Source organism: Solimonas sp. SE-A11 (assembly GCF_030345715.1).
Lineage (GTDB): Bacteria > Pseudomonadota > Gammaproteobacteria > Nevskiales > Nevskiaceae > Solimonas_A.
On record NZ_JAUASX010000003.1, the window covers coordinates 1 to 16,769 of the forward strand.

Here is a 16,769-nt window from a genome sequence, read left to right on the forward strand (position 1 = left end):
GGTCGCCCTGGTCGCCTGCATGCGCAAACTCCTGGTGATCCTCAATGCCAGGCGTCGAGACGAACTCCTCCTCCAACAGACCGAACTGGCGACCCCTTAAGACAGTTGCTCTCCCGCAAGGGCAGAGGGGCTTTAGGCTTTTTTCTGATCTGACAGAGATCATATGAAGTGTCTTTGGAATCACTCTTCCGAAGTCTTGGTGAGCGGGAGCGAATGCTTTTGACGTTCGGGCCCCTTCCAGAAGCGCCCGTACGGTGGTCGGGCGCAGGGGCGAGCCGGACAGGATGTCCGGCCGAGGGACCTCAGGCCATGGATGGCCTGTGAGCCCGACCTGTGGCGACCGACCGCCGGGCGGGTTGCCCCGCTTCGGCGGGGCCGCCGATGGAGGGTGTACTTTCTTTTGCTTACCTTTATTTGCACAAGCACCAACAGTAGGCGCCTCTAGGCGAGGAAAGGTCAGTCGCCCTTAGGCGAAATAAACCCTCGGAGATTCACGATACCTGACCGGCGTCGTCGCCGGCATCCCCAAGAACGTCCTCACCCCCGCGTCGCCACGCTCTTTCGCGCAATCGCCGTCAGCGTCTCGGCCACCGCCGTGCGCACCGCATGCACCTGCTCGGCGATATGCGGATCGCCGGCGATGGCCTGCACGCGCTTGAGGCTGTGTTCCAGGGCAGCCGTGCTCTGGCGCAGGCTGGTCAGGTGATAGAAGGCCGCAGTGCCGTGGACCGTGTGGGCGGATTCCCGCGCCAGGTCCAGGTCGTTGACGGCGCAGGCGGTTTCCAGCGCGGCGAACTGGTGCGGCAGTTCCTCGCGCAGCAGCGCCAGCAGGTCCGGGTCCTCGGTCAGCATGGTCGAGACTGGCGCGCTGGTCGTGTTGGTAGCCGGCACCAGGGCGCGCAGCAACTGGCGCTCGTCGAAGGGTTTCAACAGGATCTCGTCGGCGCCGGCCTCCAGGAAGTCGCGGCGTTCGTGCGGTTCCAGGTAGGCACTGATCGCCAGGATGCGGCTGCGCGTGGCGGCCTTGCCTTCCGCTTCCAGCTTGCGCACCTCGCGCGCGCAGCTCGGGCCGTCCATCTCCGGCATGTGCGCGTCCAGCAGCAGGTAGTCACCCGGGCTGCGCCGCCACAGCGTCAACGCCTCGCGGCCGTCGTTGGCTTCCACCACTTCCAGGCCCAGGCTGGTGCAGAGCGCGGCGATGTAGCGGCGATTGACGATGTTGTTGTCGGCCACCAGCGCGAGCTTGTCGGACAGCGGGCGCTCCTGCTGATCCTCCGGCGGCGAGATCAGGCGCAGCAGTTCGCTCTGCAACATGCGCCGGCCTATCGATTTGGCGTGACAGGCACCGGCGCCAGCCTCGCGCAGGGTCTGGTGCACGTCCAGCGAGGCGGAGGCCACCAGGATCAGCAGCGGTGGGCGGTGCTGGCGGCACAGTCCGCAGAGTTCCAGAACGGACTGCTCGTCGGCCTCGATCTCCTTGAGGCCGGCGATCGCCACGTCCGGCAGGCGCGTGGAATGCAGCAGGGCCTCGTTGAGGCGCTCCACCGAGTCGAAGGCGCGCACCTCCATGCCCCAGAACTCCAGCCAGTGGGTCAGCGCCAGGCGGGCGATGGGATGCGACTCGTGCAACCAGGCGGACTTCTGCTGCAGCGGCTGCGGTGCCGGCTTCTCGGCGGTGCCGCGGAAGGGCAGCACGGCGCTGAAGATGGAGCCCTTGCCCAGGGTGCTCTCCAACTCCACGCGGCCACCCATCAGCTCCGCCAGGCGGCGGGTGATCGAAAGGCCCAGGCCGCTGCCGCCACGCGCGCTGCGGCCCACTTGGTGGAAAGGCTGGAACAGGCGGCGCTGCTGCTCGGGGGCGATGCCCACGCCGGTGTCGGAGATCGCGAAGCGCAGCCACAGGCGCTCGCCTTCCTCCTTCTCGCGCATCACGCGCAGCACCACCTCGCCGTTCTCGGTGAACTTGATGGCGTTGGAGATCAGGTTGGTGAGGATCTGGCGCAGGCGAGGGCCGTCACCCACCAGCTTCTGCGGCACGTCGTGGTAGACGATCTGCACCAGCTCCAGCACCTTCTCGTAGGCCAGCGGGGACAGCAGGGAGGTGGTGTCCTCCACCGTGTCCTGCAGGTCGAAGTTCTCCTCGTTCAGGCGCAGGTGGCCGGCCTCGATGCGGCTCCAGTCCAGCAGGTCGTTGATCATCGTCAGCAGCGAGCGCGCCGACTTGTCCAGGGTATTGAGCTGCTGGCGCTGTTCCTCGTTGAGGCCGGAGCGGCGCAGAAGGTCGGCGTAGCCCAGGATTGCGGTCAGGGGGGTGCGCAGCTCGTGCGACAGGTTGGAGAACAGCTCCGACTGGGCCCGGGCCGAGTCCTGGCTGTCGGCCAGGGAGCGGCGCAGCAGCTCGCTCTTCTCGTGGACCCGCTGCAGGTCCTGGCGCAGGCGGGTGGTGGCCTGGCCGACCTGCTGGTCCAGCTGGTCGCGGTACTGGGCCAGCAGGCGCCCGGTCTGGTTGATCTGCAGGCTCAGTTCGCCCGACAGGCCGGGCAGGTCGGCGGCGGCCCGGGTTTCCACCCGGCCGGCGGCGAGCTGCTTGAGCACGTCCAGCTGGCCGCGCTGGGCCTGCCCCAGTTTGCGGCTGGCCACCAGGGACAGGACCAGGCCCAGGGCGCCCAGGGCCAGCCAGAGGGCGATGGCCACCGGGGATTCGCGGATCAGCAGGAACCCGGGTGCCCAGACCAGTCCCCCGGGGACCAGGAGCCAGGGCCAGCCGGCCACGCGCTGCTGCCAGAGGCTCTTGAGCCTCATCCAATGCCCCGCAGCGTATCGGCAAACCCTACAATAGACGCCATGAACTTTCCCTCGCTCGCCGATTTTATCGGCAATACCCCGCTTGCCCAGCTCCGGCGCATGCCCGGTACCGGCAACAATACCCTGCTGGTGAAGCTGGAGGGCAACAATCCCGCCGGCTCGGTCAAGGACCGGCCGGCGTATTCCATGATCCGGCGCGCCGAGGAGCGCGGCGAGATCAAGCCCGGCGACACCCTGATCGAGGCCACCTCCGGCAACACCGGCATCGCCCTGGCGATGGCGGCAGCCGTGAAGGGCTACCGCATGGTGCTGATCATGCCGGAGCACCTCTCGGTGGAGCGCCGCGCGGTGATGAAGGCCTTCGGTGCCGAGCTGATCCTGGTGACCCAGCAGCAGGGCATGGAAGGCGCCCGCGACCTGGCGCTGGAGATGCAGGCGCAGGGCAAGGGCAGGGTGCTGGACCAGTTCGGCAACCCGGACAACCCGCGTGCCCACTACGAGGGCACAGCCCCGGAGATCTGGCAGGCCACCGGCGGGCGCATCACGCATTTCGTGTCGTCGATGGGCACCACCGGCACCATCATGGGCTGCTCGCGCTTCTTCAAGGAAAAGAACCCGGCGATCCAGGTGATCGGCGTGCAGCCCGACGGCGAGAGCTCGATCCCCGGCATCCGCAAATGGCCCGAGGCCTACCTGCCGACGATCTTCGATCGCCGCGGCGTGGATCGCGTGATCGAAGTCAGCGCCACCGACGCCGAGAACACCATGCGCGACATGGGGCGGATCGAGGGCCTGTTCTGCGGCCCCAGCAGCGGCGGCGCCCTGTGGGCGGCACTGCAACTCTGCCGCGAGGTGGAGAACGCGGTGATCGTCAGCATCGTCTGCGACCGCGGCGACCGCTACATCTCGACGGGCGTCTTTCCCTCTTGAGAAAGAATGGCAGTCCGCGAATGAACGCAAATGAACGCGAATTCCGGTGCGTGCCCATCTGCGTTGATTCGCGTTCATTTGCGGACTGAGTCATGGCCAGCCAAACCACCTTGGTCTTCGACATCGAGACCGTCCCCGATCTCGAGGGCGGCCGCCGCATCTACGGGCTCGAGGGCATGAACGACGGCGAGGTTGCCGCCGCCATGCGCATGCTGCGCACCGCCGCCAAGGGCAATGATTTCCAGCCGGCGCACCTGCAGCGCATCGTCGCCATCTCGGTGGCGCTGCGCCAGGGCGAGACCTTCCGCTGCTGGTCCCTGGGCGAGGAGTCCAGCGACGAGGCCGAGCTGGTGCGGCGCTTCTTCGACGGCATCGAGAAATACCGCCCGATCATCGTGTCCTGGAACGGCGGCGGCTTCGACCTGCCGGTGCTGCACTACCGCGCGCTGATCCACGGCGTGCAGGCCCCGCGCTACTGGGACACCGGTCACTTCGACCGCGAGGCGAAGTGGGACAACTACCTGGGCCGCTACCAGTTCCGCCACACCGACCTGATGGACGTGCTGGCGATGTATACCGGCCGCCAGAATGCGCCGCTGCACGAGATCGCGCTGCTGCTGGGCCTGCCGGGCAAGCTGGGCATGGATGGCTCGATGGTGTTCGACGCCTTCCGCGACGGCAAGCTACCGGACATCCGCGCCTACTGCGAGACCGACGTGCTCAACACCTGGCTGGTCTACCTGCGCTTCCAGCACATGCGTGGCCTGCTGGACAAGGCGGGCCTCGAGCAGGAAATCGACAAAGTGAAGGAATTCCTGCGCGCCAGCGGCGCGGCACACTGGAAGGAATTCCTGGAAGCCTGGAACGCAGGCTGAGTTCATGACACACCGCAAGAAAAAACCGCTCCCCGCCGGCGAGTTCGCCGCCGAGATCATCGACCTCGACAGCGACGGCCGCGGCTTCGCGCGCGTCAACGGCAAGGCCACCTTCATCGCCGACTCGCTCCCGGGCGAACTGGTGCAGTTCCGCTACACCAGCGTGACCCGCGACGCCGACGAAGGGCAGGTGACGCGAGTCGACCGTGCCTCGCCGGACCGTGTCGAGCCCGGCTGCGCGCACTTCGGCACCTGCGGCGGCTGCTCGATGCAACACCTCGCCGCCGACCGCCAGATCGAGTTCAAGCAGAAGCAGCTGCTGGACGGCCTGCAGCGCATCGGCAAGGTCACGCCGGAAACGGTGATGGAGCCGATCCGGGGTCCGGCCTGGGGCTACCGCCGCCGCGCGCGCCTGGGCGCCAAGCGCCTGCCGACCAAGGGCGGCGTGCGCGTGGGCTTCCGCGAGCGCAACAGCAACTTCATGTCGATGCTGGAATCCTGCGTTGTCCTGGATCCGCGCGTGGGCCTGAAGCTGCGCGACATCGGCCGGGCGGTGGACACGCTCAGCATCGCCGACAAGGTGCCGCAGATCGAACTGGCCTGCGGCGAGCACGTGGCCCTGGTGTACCGCGTGCTGCAGGATCCCACCGCGCAGGATCGCGAGAAGCTCGCCGCCTTCGGCGAGGCCCAGGGGCTGGAAATCTATCTGCAGCCGGGCGGCCCCGACACGATCACGCCGCTGGACCCGGCCACACCGCCGCTGGAGTATTCTCCGGATGGCTCGGACCTGCGCCTGCGTTTCCAGCCTTCCGACTTCATCCAGGTCAACAGCGGCATCAGCCAGAAGGCCGTGCGCCAGTCGATCGAATGGCTGGACATCCAGCCGGGCGAGCGCGTGCTGGAACTGTTCTGCGGCCTGGGCAACTTCTCGCTGCCGCTGGCCCGTGCCGGCGCCCGCGTGATCGCCGCCGAGGGCGAGGCCAAGCTGGTGCAGCGTGCCCGCGAGAATGCTGAGCGCAACGGTATCACCGACATCCGTTTCGAGAAGGCCGACCTGTTTCGGACCGACGCGAACGTGGACTGGCTGCAGCAGCCCTTCGACAAGGTCCTGCTCGATCCGCCGCGCGCCGGTGCCAAGGAGATCCTGCCGGCAGTGGCCAGCCGCAAGCCGAAGCGCATTGTCTATGTCTCCTGCCACCCGGGCACGCTGGCGCGCGACGCCGGCACCCTGGTGAACGAGTACGGCTATCGCCTGACGCGGGTTGGCGTGATGGACATGTTTCCCCACACCAGCCATGTCGAGAGCATGGCACTGTTCGAGCTCTAGGAAGAAAGCCATGCCTTTGGAGATCGAGCGCAAGTTCCTCGTATCGGGTGATGCTTGGCGCAGCCAGGTGAGCCGGTCCCTGGCCATGCGCCAGGGCTACCTGGCGGGCGAGGGCGGCAAGGCCTCGGTGCGCGTGCGCCTGGAGGGCGAGGACGCCAAGCTGAACATCAAGGCTGCCGTGGTCGGCGCCGCCCGCGCCGAGTACGAGTACGACATCCCCGCCGCCCAGGCGCGCGAGATGCTCGACCAGCTCTGCGTCGGCCGCCTGGAGAAGACGCGGCACTACATCGAGATCGACGGCCTGACCTGGGAGGTCGACGAGTTCATCAACGACAACGCCGGCCTGGTGGTGGCGGAGATCGAGCTCGGCAGCGTCGACCAGCCCTTCGGCAAGCCGGCCTGGCTGGGCCGCGAGCTGACCGACGACCGGCGCTACTACAATCATCATCTCGCCCTGCATCCCTGGCGGACCTGGCCCGATGAAGATCGACATTGACCTGACGCGCCAGCGCCTGCGGCTGCTCGAAGGCGAGCGACTGCTGAAGGAATACGCGGTTTCCACCGGCGCCAATGGCCCCGGCGAGATTCAGGGCAGCGGTTGCACGCCGCGCGGCAGGCACTACGTGCGCGCCAAGATCGGCGCCGGCAAGCCTATCAACTCGGTGTTCGTGGCGCGCCGCCACACGGGCGAGACCTGGACGCCGGAAGGCCACCAGCGCCAACCGAAGCGTGACTGGATGCTGACCCGCATCCTCTGGCTCTGCGGCCGTGAGCCCGGCCGCAACCGGCTGGGCTGCGTCGACACCTTCCGCCGCTACATCTATCTTCACGGCACGCCACCGGTGACCGAGTTGGGTAAGCCCGGCTCCCATGGCTGCGTGCGCATGCGCAATGAAGACGTCATTGAACTGTTCGATCTTGTCCCGGCAGGTACCGAAGTTGAAATCCATGAGTAAGAAATCCGCTCTCATCGGCCCGCTGATGCTCGACGTGCCCGGCCAGGAACTGACGGCCGAGGACCGCGAGGTGCTGTCGCATCCGCTGGTCGGCGGCGTCATCCTGTTCACGCGCAACTATCGCGATCCGGAACAGCTCAAGGCGCTGTGCGATGGCATCCTGGCGGTGAAGAAGTCGCCGCGCCTGCTGCTGGCGGTGGACCACGAGGGTGGGCGCGTACAGCGCTTCCGCGTGGGCTTCTCGCGCATTCCGGCGATGGGCTCGCTGGGCAAGCTGTTCATCGAGGACGCCGAGCGAGCCTGTGTGGATGCGCGCGAGCAGGGCCTGACCATCGCACGCGAGATCTCGTCCTACGGCATCGACCTGTGTTTTGCCCCGGTGCTGGACCGCGACTGCGGCGTCAGCACCATCATCGGCGACCGTGCCTTTTCGCAGGACACCGAGACCATCGTGCGCCTGGCCAGTGCCTTCCGCAGCGGCCTGAACGAACTCGGACTGGCGGCCACTGGCAAGCACTTTCCCGGCCACGGCGCCGTCGCGGCGGACTCTCACCTGGAACTGCCGATCGATCGTCGCAGCGAGGAAGAGATCCGCGCCACCGACCTGGTGCCCTTCAAGCGCCTGATCGACGAGGGCGTGGAATCCTTGATGATGGCTCACATCCGCTACCCTGCGGTGGACCAGACGCCGGCATCGCTGTCGGTGAAATGGATCGAGACCATCCTGCGCGGCGAGCTGGGCTTCGAAGGCGCGCTGTTCTGCGACGACCTGTCGATGAATGGCGCTGCTGCCGTCGGCACCATGGAAGAGCGCGCCCGCCTGGCGCTGGCCGCCGGCTGCGACATGCTGCCGGTCTGCAACGACCGCGCCGCGGCCGTGGCGCTGCTGGACGCCCTGAAGGACGTGAAACCCTCCAAGGCCGGTAGCGAGCGCCTGAAGAAGCTTTATCGCAGGGAGCCCAAGTGAGCGACGCCGCGGCCGAACACGCCAACCAGGTCCTCGCCGAGGCCGACTGCCTGCATGACGCAGCGACGGTGCGCCTGGCCTACGACCGCCTCGCCGAGCGCATCCGCGAGGCGTACATCGGCCAGAACCCGCTGATCCTCTGCGTGATGATCGGCGGCCTGCATGCCACCTCGGAGATCACCCAGCGCCTCGATTTCGCCTTCGAGATCGACTACCTCCACGCTACCCGCTACCGCGGCGCCACTGCCGGCGGCGGCCTGCTGTGGAAGCGCCAGCCGGACCGCGAGCTCAAGGGCCGCCACGTGCTGGTGATCGACGACATTCTCGACGAGGGCCACACGATGGTGGCCATCCGCAAGGCGCTTGCCGAGTTCCAGCCGGCCAGCCTCAAGGTGGCCGTCCTGGCGGAGAAGATCCATGACCGCCGCGCGCCCGAGGCGCATGCCGAGTTCATCGGCCTGCAACTGGTGGACCGCTACGTCTTCGGCTGCGGCATGGACTACAAGGAATACTGGCGGCAACTGCCGGCGATCTACGCTGTAAAAGGAATGTAAATGAGCACCAAGATCGCCGTGATCGGCGGCACCGGCATGAACCAATGGCCGGGCCTGGAGATCGAGCGCCGCATCGAGCTGTCCACGCCCTATGGCGCGCCCAGCGCGCCGCTGCTGGAGGGTCGCGTCTACGGCACCCGCGCGATCTTCCTTGCGCGCCACGGTGAGGGCCACAAGCTGCCGCCGCATGCGATCAACTATCGCGCCAACATCTGGGCGCTGCGCGAGGCCGGGGTGCAGAGTGTCGTCGCCATCGCGGCGGTGGGCGCCATCGCGCCCTGGTTCGAGCCGGGGGCCGTGGCGGTGCCGGCGGACATCATCGACTACACCTGGGGCCGCGAGCACACCTATTCCGACGGCCGCGAAGGCTCGGGCCTGGAGCATGTCGAGTTCACCCAGCCCTATTCGGAGCGCCTGCGCCAGGTCCTGGCCGAGGCTGCCGGCCGCGCCGGCGTCACGATGGGCGCAGGGGTCCATGGCGTGACCCAGGGGCCGCGCCTGGAATCGGTCGCGGAAATCCGCCGCATGCAGCGCGACGGCTGCGACATGGTCGGCATGACGGGCATGCCCGAGGCCGCCCTGGCCCGGGAGCTGAAGCTGGATTACGCCTGCCTGGCCGTATCGGTCAACTGGGCCGCCGGTGTCATGGGGCTGGGCGATATCCATGCCGAGATCCACCAGTCCATCGAGACCGGCATGGGTCGGGTGCGTGCCACTCTCGCCGAGACCCTGCCCAAGTTGTGACCAAGGCCCTGATTCGGGGGCGCCCTTCTGGTCTGGCTGCGCTATCCTCCCCGGACCTGCAGGAGCCCCGCGCCCCGTTCCATGCCGCCCCATAGACTAAACCCTGCCGCCTCCCGGGCTGCCATCACCGGCGACCGGGGGGAACTGCGGCTGGCAGGTGGGGCGGGGGGGTACTCCGAGCGCCTGGGCGCCTTCTTCCTGTCGGCCTTCCGCCTGTCCGCCCTGCCGGCGGCCCTGCTGGATACCGACCGCCGCATCCTCTGCGTCAACGACGCCATGAACGCCCTGCTGGGTGTGCCCGAGCTGCCTCCCCAGGGGCGCAAGCTGGAGGAGTTGTTTGACTTCAGCGACCGCGATCCGATCCTGGCGGCGGCTGCCGCCCTGCAGGTGGACCGCCGCTTCGAGCTCGACGTGCGCCTGCAACTGGGCTCTCTGACCCGGCCGCATCGCCTGGTCCTTACCCGTCCTTCGCCGGACGCCGGCTGCCTGGTGGCCGAGCTCCACGAGCGCCGCGGCGAGTCCAGCCTGTCCGCTACGGGTGGCGGGCAGGCCGGCTACAGCGCCATCGGCCTGGCGCTGATGCGCGAGGGTGTGATCGAGACCGATGAGCAGGGCCTGGTCGTCGGCATGAACGAGCGGGCCGAGGAACTGACCGGCTGGCCGCGCGCCCGGGCGCTGGGACAGACGCACGAGCGCGTGCTGCGCCTGCTGTCGCCGGAAGGCCCCTCGCGCAACCCGGTGCGCCTGTGCCTGCAGGGCGGCGCCGCGCGCATCTCCTCGGAGCACCAGTCGCTGACCCGCGACGGCCGCCGCCTCAACCTGCGTTGCTCGGCCGGTGCCCTGCTGCGCGCCGACGGCGACATCAGCGGCGCGGTGGTGGTATTCGAGGACTACACCCGCATGAGCCTGCTGTCGGAGGAACTGGCCTACCGCAGCACGCACGATCCGATCACCGGTCTGCTGAATCGCGACGAGTTCGAGCGCCGCGTCAACCTGGCGCTTGCCCGCTCCCGCAGCGAGGGCTCCGAGCATCTGCTGTGCTACATCGACCTGGACCAGTTCAAGATCGTCAACGACGTGCACGGTCATTTCGCCGGCGACGAGATGCTGCGCCAGATCGCCGGCGTGTTCCGCGCCTCGCTGCGCCCCGAGGACGCGCTGGCACGCCTGGGCGGCGACGAGTTCGGCGTGCTGCTGGAAAACATCCGCGTGTCGGAAGGCATGCCGCTGCTGGAAAGCCTGCTCGAAGCGGCCAGCAACAATCGCTTCGTCTGGGAGGGCCAGAGCTTCGGCACCACCGCGAGCATGGGCGCGGTGACCCTCAATCCGCGTACGCCCGATAGCTCGCGTGCGATGTCGCTAGCCGACGCCGCCTGCCACGCCGCCAAGGAGGACGGACGCAACCGCGTGCGCCTGGCGGAAGACAACGACGAAGCCGCGCGCCGCTACAACCAGATGAGCATGGTGGCGCGGATCAACCGCGCGCTGGACCACAACCAGTTCAGCCTCTACTACGAGGACGTGGTGCGCGCCGACGCGCTGGGCGAGGTGGTCTACCGCGAGCTGCTGCTGCGCATCCGCGGCGACCGCGGCGAAATCCAGCCGCCCACGGAATTCATCGCCGCGGCCGAGCGCTACTACATGATGAGCGCGCTGGACCGCTGGGTGGTCAATGCCGCGCTGGAAGGCATCGCCTGGCGCAACGACGGCATCATCTACGCCATCAACATCTCCGGCCTGTCGCTGGGCGACCGGCGCTTCCTGGACTACGTGGTGGAGCGCATCCACGAGTCCGGCGTGATGCCGCAGCAACTCTGCTTCGAGATCACCGAGACCGCCGCGATCACGCACCTGAGCGAGGCCCGCGCCTTCATCGAGCGCCTGGCCGAACTGGGCTGCCGCTTCGCGTTGGACGACTTCGGCTCCGGCATGGCGTCCTTCTCCTACCTGCGCAACCTGCCGGTGCACTATCTGAAGATCGACGGCAGCTTCGTGCGCTCCATGAAGGCCAACCGCCTGGATCGCGGCATGGTGGAGGCGATCAACCGCATCGGCCATGACATGGGTCTGAAGACCATCGCCGAGCATGTGGAAGACCAGGAGCTGGTCGACGCCCTGCGCGGCATCGGCGTGGACTGGATCCAGGGCCATGCCATCTCGAAGGCGCGGCCGTTCGAGGAATTGTTGAGTGGCTAAGCCCTAGGCAGGGCGGTCGGGCACGCGGCCTTCGGTCAGCAGCGCCCGCACCTCGGCCAGCAGTTCCAGCCAGTTGCGCAGGTGGCGGATGCCGAAGCGTAACGACACGTATACCAGCGCTTGGCGGCGGCTGGTGCGCCCTGTGCGGGCCAGATGCGAGGCCTCCTGCGCCAGGTATTCGTCCAGCTTGGCGCGGTTCTCTTCCAGGTTGCGCTCGATCTCGGCCAGGACCGGCCCCTGGTCCGCGAGGTAGGCCGCATAGATTCGCACCAGCGCCGCGCTGTTGAGCCGCTCCGGCTTCCAGGTGGCTTGCAGCCAGTCCTTGAGCGCCGCGCGCCCGGGCGCGGTGATGCGGTAGTGCTTGCGGTCGGGCCGCGAGGCCTGCTCCTGCAGTTCGAACTCCACCAGCCCGTCCTGACCCAGGGTCTTGAGCTCCTGGTAGATCTGCTGGTGCGAGGCGGTCCAGAACTGGCCGATGCCGCCGCGGAAGCGCTGGGCGAGGTCGTAGCCGGTGCCGGGCTTGCCCTCCAGCAGCACGAGAATGGCGTTCTTCAGGGACATGGTGGGCTCCTGGATGGCCTTATATGCAACATATTGCACATGATCCTCGTCCGTGCAAGGATATGCAATATATTGCATATGGAGAATGTCATGGCGCTCCCCGCCCAGTTCAAGAACCTTCGCCTGCCGGTCGTCGGCGCCCCGCTGTTCATCGTGTCCAACCCGGACCTGGTGATCGCCCAGTGCAAGGCCGGCGTCATCGGCTCCTTCCCGGCGTTGAACGCACGCCCGGCCGATCAACTCGAGGTCTGGCTCAAGCGCATCAACGAGGAACTGGACGCCTGGAACCAGGCCCACCCGGATACGCCGGCCGCGCCCTATGCCGTGAACCAGATCGTGCACAAGTCCAACACGCGCCTGCAGCACGATCTCGAGGTCTGCGTGAAGTACAAGGTGCCGGTGGTGATCACCTCGCTAGGCGCACGCCCGGAGGTCAACCAGGCGGTGCACTCCTATGGCGGCATCGTGCTGCACGACATCATCAACAACACCCATGCCAAGAAGGCCGTCGAGAAGGGCGCCGACGGCCTGATCGCCGTGGCCGCCGGTGCCGGCGGCCATGCCGGCACGCTGTCGCCCTTCGCGCTGGTCCAGGAAATCCGCGAGTGGTTCGACGGCCCGCTGCTGCTGTCGGGCTCCATTGCCAACGGCAATGCCATCCTGGCGGCCCAGGCGATGGGCGCGGACCTGGCCTACATGGGCTCGGCGCTGATCGCCACGCAGGAAGCCAACGCCGACCAGCGCTACAAGCAGATGATCGTGGACTGTGGCGCGGACGACATCGTTTACTCCAACCTTTTCACCGGCGTGCACGGCAACTACCTGCGCCCCTCCATCGTCAATGCCGGCCTGAATCCGGACGCGCTGGCGAAGGGCAGCGCGTCCGACATGGACTTCGGCGCCGCCGCCAGCGGCGAGATCGGCGATGTCGGCAAGAAGGCCTGGAAGGACATCTGGGGCTGCGGCCAGGGGATCGGCGCGGTCAAGCAGATCGAGACGGTGGAGGCGCTGATGAATCGGCTGAAGCGGGAGTATCGCGGGGCGCGGGAAAGGCTGGCGGTGAGCTAAAGTATTTTCCCCTCTCCCGCTTGCGGGAGAGGGTTTCTGTAAATCTTGGAAGGGCTGGCTCCACCAGGATTTACAGAAACCCTCTCCCTCTTTTCATCCCTCTCCCGCAAGCGGGAGAGGGATGAAAAGAGGGCGGCTACTTCAGTCCGCTCATCGCTTTTAACAACATCTCCGCCCTTTCCTCCACCTTCTCCAGGTTCGCATACCAATGCAGACGCTTCTGGCCTTCCAGCTTCCAGTGCTTGGGCTGCGTCTGGATCAGCTTGATCATCTTCACCGGGTCGATCGTCGTCTGCGGGCCGAAGTCGAAGGCAGCGGAACGTGCGCCGGCGCGCAGCCGCGAAAGGCCCAGTACCTGCGCCGCGATGCGCAGGCGCGTGGCGTCGAACAGGCGCTCCGCCGCCGGCGGCAGCAGCCCGAAGCGGTCGATCATCTCCACCTTGAGTTCATCCAGCTCTGAATCGGTGCCCGCCTCGGCGATGCGCTTGTACAGCGTCAGGCGCGCGTGCACGTCGGGGATGTAGTCGTCCGGGATCAGGGCGGAGGCGCCCAGGTCCACCTCGCAGTCGGAGCGGCCAAAGGGGCTGTCGTCGATCTTGCCGGACCGGATCGCCTTGACGGCGCGCGCCAGCAGGTCGGCGTACATGGTGAAGCCCACTTCCTCGATCTGGCCGGTCTGGTCCTCGCCCAGCAGTTCGCCGGCGCCACGGATCTCGAGGTCATGCGTGGCCAGCGCAAAGCCCGAGCCCAGGTCGCCCAGGGTCTCGATGGCGTCCAGTCGCTTCTGCGCGTCGGCAGACAGTGACCGCTTGGACGGCACCATCAGGTAGGCATAGGCGCGGTGGTGCGAGCGGCCGACGCGGCCACGCAACTGGTGCAGCTGTGCCAGGCCCAGGGTATCGGCGCGGTCGATGACGATGGTGTTGGCGGTCGGCACGTCGATGCCGGATTCGATGATCGTGGTGGCAATCAGGATATTGAAGCGCTGGTGGTAGAAATCCAGCATCACCTGTTCCAGCTCGCGCTCGCGCATCTGGCCGTGGGCATAGCGCACGCGTCCCTCGGGCACCAGTTCCTGGATGCTGCGCGAGAACGGCTCGATGTCCTTGACCTCGTTGTGCAGGATGTAGACCTGCCCACCGCGGCGCAGCTCGCGCAGGCAGGCCTCGTACACCAGCGTGTTGTTCCACTCGTGCACGGCGGTCTTGATGGCGATGCGCGAGGGCGGCGGCGTGGCGATGATGGACAGGTCACGTAGGCCGGCCAGCGACATGTTCAAGGTGCGCGGGATCGGCGTGGCGGTCAGCGTCAGCAGGTCCACCTCGGCGCGCAGGTTCTTCAACGCCTCCTTGTGGCGCACGCCGAAGCGGTGCTCCTCGTCCACCACCACCAGGCCCAGGTTCTTGAACTTCACGTCCGGTTGCAGCAGGCGGTGCGTGCCGATCACGATGTCCAGCGCGCCGCTCTCCAGCTCCTTTAGCATCGCCGTTTGTTCCTTGGCGGTGCGCATGCGCGACAGGCTGCCGACCCGGATCGGCCAGCCGGCGAAGCGGTCGGCGAAGTTCTTGGCGTGCTGCTCGGCCAGCAGCGTGGTCGGTGCCAGCATGCAGACCTGGCGGCCGGCACGGGCGGCGGCGAAGCAGGCGCGCAGCGCCACCTCGGTCTTGCCGAAGCCGACATCGCCGCAGACCACGCGGTCCATGGTCTTCTCGCTGCGCAGGTCGTCCAGCACGGCGTCGATGGCCTTCTGCTGGTCGGCCGTCGGCGTGAACGGAAAGCTGTCGCAGAATCGGGCGTACTCGTCGTCGTCGAACTCCAGTGCCATGCCCGGCTTGGCGGCGCGGCGTGCCTGGATCTGCAGCAGCTCCGCCGCCACGTCCGCCGCCTTCTCGCGCGCCTTGGCCTGGGCCTTGGACCAGCGCTCCGAGCCCAGGGCATGCAGCGGCGCCTTGTCGTCCTCGCTGCCGGTGTAGCGGTGGATCAGGTTCAGCGAGCCCACCGGCACGTAGCGCTTGCCGTCGGCGTATTCCAGCAGCAGGTATTCGGCGACGATGCCGCCAGCGTCGAGCTTCTCCAGGCCCCGGTAGCGGCCCACGCCGTGCTGCACGTGCACCACCGGCGAGCCGAGCGACAGGGTAGAGAGATCGCGCAGGATGGTCTCGGGATCGCGCACCTTGGCGCGGCCACGCCGTGTTTGCATCGGCGCGCGCGAGCCGAACAGCTGCGACTCGGAGATGACGGCGATGCTGTCGGACGCATAGCGGAAGCTGTCCTGCAGCGGGCCAAGCACGATGCCGTAGCGCTTGCCGTCGGCCGCGAACTCGGCCCAGTCCTTGTACTCACGCGTCTGCAGGCCCAGCGGCTTGAGCCAGGCCAGCACCGCCTCGCGGCGGCCTGGTGACTCGGCCACGAACAGCACGCGGGCGGTGGTCTGCTTCAGCCAGGCACGCAGGTCGTCCACGCTGGCAGGCGGGGCGGAGGCGTCGATCCCGGCATGGCGGGTCTCGTACAGCGCCATCTCGCGCAGCGCCTGGGTGGGCTCCTGGTAGAGATCCACCGGCTTCATCAGCGGCCGCTCGATGTCGCCGCGGTAGCGCTCGTAGCGTTCCTCGATCTGCTGCCAGTCGGTCTGCAGCGCCTGCTCCAGGTCCGCCACCGGCATCAGGATCGAGCCGGGCGGCAGGTAGTCGAGCAGGCCGTGGGTGTGGTTGAAGAACAGCGGCAGGTAGGCCTCGATGCCACCCGGCATCAGCTTGCGGCTGACCTCGGCGTAGATCTGCGAGCGCGCCGGGTCACCGGGGAAGTACTCGCGGTAGCGCCGGCGGAAGGTCTCGATGCCCTCGCGGTCGGTGGGGAACTCGCGTGCCGGCAGCAGGCGGATCTCCTCCACCTTGTCGAGGCTGCGCTGGGTTTCCGGATCGAAGCTGCGGATCGTCTCGATCTCGTCGTCGAACAGGTCGATGCGGAAGGCCGTGTTGCTGCCCATGGGGAACAGGTCCACCAGGGCGCCGCGCACGGCGAACTCGCCCTGGGTCTGCACCTCGGAGACCGACTGGTAGCCGGCGGCCACCAGGCGCTCGCGGAAGACGAGCGGGTCCAGCTTGTCGCCGACCTCGAGCTGGAAGCTGCGCCCCGACAGCCAGTCGCGCGGCGGCAGGCGGTAGATCAACGCATCGGCCGTCGCCAGCAGGATGCCGCGCTGCAGTTCCGGCAGCCGGGCGAGCGCCCGCAGGCGATCCGACAGGATCTCCTGGTGCGGCGAGAACTGGTCGTAGGGCAGGACCTCGGTGTCCGGCAGGTGCAGCAGCGGCAGGCGGCCGGAGAGGAAGAAGCGCAGGTCTTCCTCCAGGCGGTGGGCCTGCTGCTCGTTGCCTGCCAGCACCACGACCGGTCCGTCGCGGCCCAGCGCCAGGTCCACGGCGGCCAGCGCCTGTGCGGCGCTGGAAAGGGGGGCAGTTGCAGGAGATTCGGCGGACATGACAGCAGATAGACCACGGATGCCGCGCAGGGTGCGGCGGAGCCGGTCATTATCTCATCCGCTCAGCGGCCGTGGAACCGGACCGGCTTCTCGTCCTTGGCGGCAGGCGTCTTGGGGGTGTCGCAGCTGCCGCAGCTGTTGCAGCTGCCGCAGCCCCCGGCGGAGCCGGGCTTGGGCGGCGGCTGGCCGCGCAGGCGAGCCACCAGCGTCGCGCGCCAGTGGGGCGCCAGCTTGCCCAGCACGACCCACAGGCTCAGCAGCAGGGCGCCGCCGATCACCGAGAGTTCGAACAGGGCGTAGGCGGTCAT

General features: G+C 67.7%; 14 protein-coding genes. 10 read left to right on the top strand and 4 right to left on the bottom strand.

Translation table 11 applies throughout. From position 1 onward, the window contains the following. Window positions 1-537: 537 nt before the first annotated feature. Window positions 538-2,802, bottom strand: a complete 2,265-nt coding sequence (locus QT386_RS05015) for an ATP-binding protein (protein WP_289272647.1) — start codon at window positions 2,800-2,802, stop codon at window positions 538-540. A gap of 42 nt (window positions 2,803-2,844) precedes the next feature. On the opposite strand from QT386_RS05015, the gene cysM reads away from it, so the two are divergent. From cysM to QT386_RS05060, 9 genes are all read left to right on the top strand, one after another. Next, window positions 2,845-3,735 carry a cysteine synthase CysM gene (gene cysM / locus QT386_RS05020; protein WP_289272648.1) on the top strand — a complete coding sequence of 297 codons (891 nt, stop codon included), beginning with the start codon at window positions 2,845-2,847 and terminating at the stop codon, window positions 3,733-3,735. A gap of 92 nt (window positions 3,736-3,827) precedes the next feature. Beyond that, on the top strand, window positions 3,828-4,610 hold the full coding sequence (locus tag QT386_RS05025; protein ID WP_289272649.1) for a 3'-5' exonuclease: 783 nt from the start codon (window positions 3,828-3,830) through the stop codon (window positions 4,608-4,610). Between the two features lie 4 nt (window positions 4,611-4,614). Beyond that, complete coding sequence (gene rlmD / locus QT386_RS05030; protein ID WP_289272650.1) at window positions 4,615-5,937, top strand: 23S rRNA (uracil(1939)-C(5))-methyltransferase RlmD; 1,323 nt, start codon at window positions 4,615-4,617, stop codon at window positions 5,935-5,937. A gap of 10 nt (window positions 5,938-5,947) precedes the next feature. Then, window positions 5,948-6,433 (top strand): CYTH domain-containing protein, encoded by a 486-nt coding sequence (locus tag QT386_RS05035; RefSeq protein WP_289272651.1) that lies wholly within the window; start codon window positions 5,948-5,950, stop codon window positions 6,431-6,433. Next, window positions 6,417-6,893 (top strand): L,D-transpeptidase, encoded by a 477-nt coding sequence (locus QT386_RS05040; RefSeq protein ID WP_289272652.1) that lies wholly within the window; start codon window positions 6,417-6,419, stop codon window positions 6,891-6,893. Before QT386_RS05035 ends, QT386_RS05040 begins: the two co-directional genes overlap by 17 nt. After that, complete coding sequence (gene nagZ, locus QT386_RS05045; protein ID WP_289272653.1) at window positions 6,886-7,860, top strand: beta-N-acetylhexosaminidase; 975 nt, start codon at window positions 6,886-6,888, stop codon at window positions 7,858-7,860. Before QT386_RS05040 ends, nagZ begins: the two co-directional genes overlap by 8 nt. After that, window positions 7,857-8,414, top strand: coding sequence for a hypoxanthine-guanine phosphoribosyltransferase (locus tag QT386_RS05050; protein WP_289272654.1), 558 nt, complete (start codon window positions 7,857-7,859; stop codon window positions 8,412-8,414). The genes nagZ and QT386_RS05050 overlap by 4 nt, the downstream gene beginning before the upstream one ends. Next, entirely contained in the window at window positions 8,415-9,158 is a 744-nt protein-coding gene (locus QT386_RS05055) for an S-methyl-5'-thioinosine phosphorylase (RefSeq protein WP_289272655.1), read from the top strand. 81 nt (window positions 9,159-9,239) lie between these two features. After that, entirely contained in the window at window positions 9,240-11,354 is a 2,115-nt protein-coding gene (locus QT386_RS05060; protein WP_289272656.1) for a bifunctional diguanylate cyclase/phosphodiesterase, read from the top strand. 3 nt (window positions 11,355-11,357) lie between these two features. On the opposite strand, the gene QT386_RS05065 is transcribed toward QT386_RS05060, so the two are convergent. Continuing rightward, window positions 11,358-11,915, bottom strand: a complete 558-nt coding sequence (locus tag QT386_RS05065; RefSeq protein WP_289272657.1) for a PadR family transcriptional regulator — start codon at window positions 11,913-11,915, stop codon at window positions 11,358-11,360. Between the two features lie 90 nt (window positions 11,916-12,005). On the opposite strand from QT386_RS05065, the gene QT386_RS05070 reads away from it, so the two are divergent. Further along, window positions 12,006-12,983: a nitronate monooxygenase family protein gene (locus QT386_RS05070; RefSeq protein WP_289272658.1), complete on the top strand. Its 978-nt coding sequence runs from the start codon at window positions 12,006-12,008 to the stop codon at window positions 12,981-12,983. Window positions 12,984-13,119: 136 nt separating this feature from the next. Here QT386_RS05070 and mfd read toward each other — a convergent pair whose 3' ends face one another. Together mfd and QT386_RS05080 are read right to left on the bottom strand one after the other, a co-directional pair. Continuing rightward, window positions 13,120-16,461, bottom strand: a complete 3,342-nt coding sequence (gene mfd, locus QT386_RS05075) for a transcription-repair coupling factor (protein WP_289272659.1) — start codon at window positions 16,459-16,461, stop codon at window positions 13,120-13,122. A 62-nt stretch (window positions 16,462-16,523) separates the two neighbouring features. Then, on the bottom strand, window positions 16,524-16,769 hold the full coding sequence (locus QT386_RS05080; RefSeq protein ID WP_289272660.1) for a hypothetical protein: 246 nt from the start codon (window positions 16,767-16,769) through the stop codon (window positions 16,524-16,526).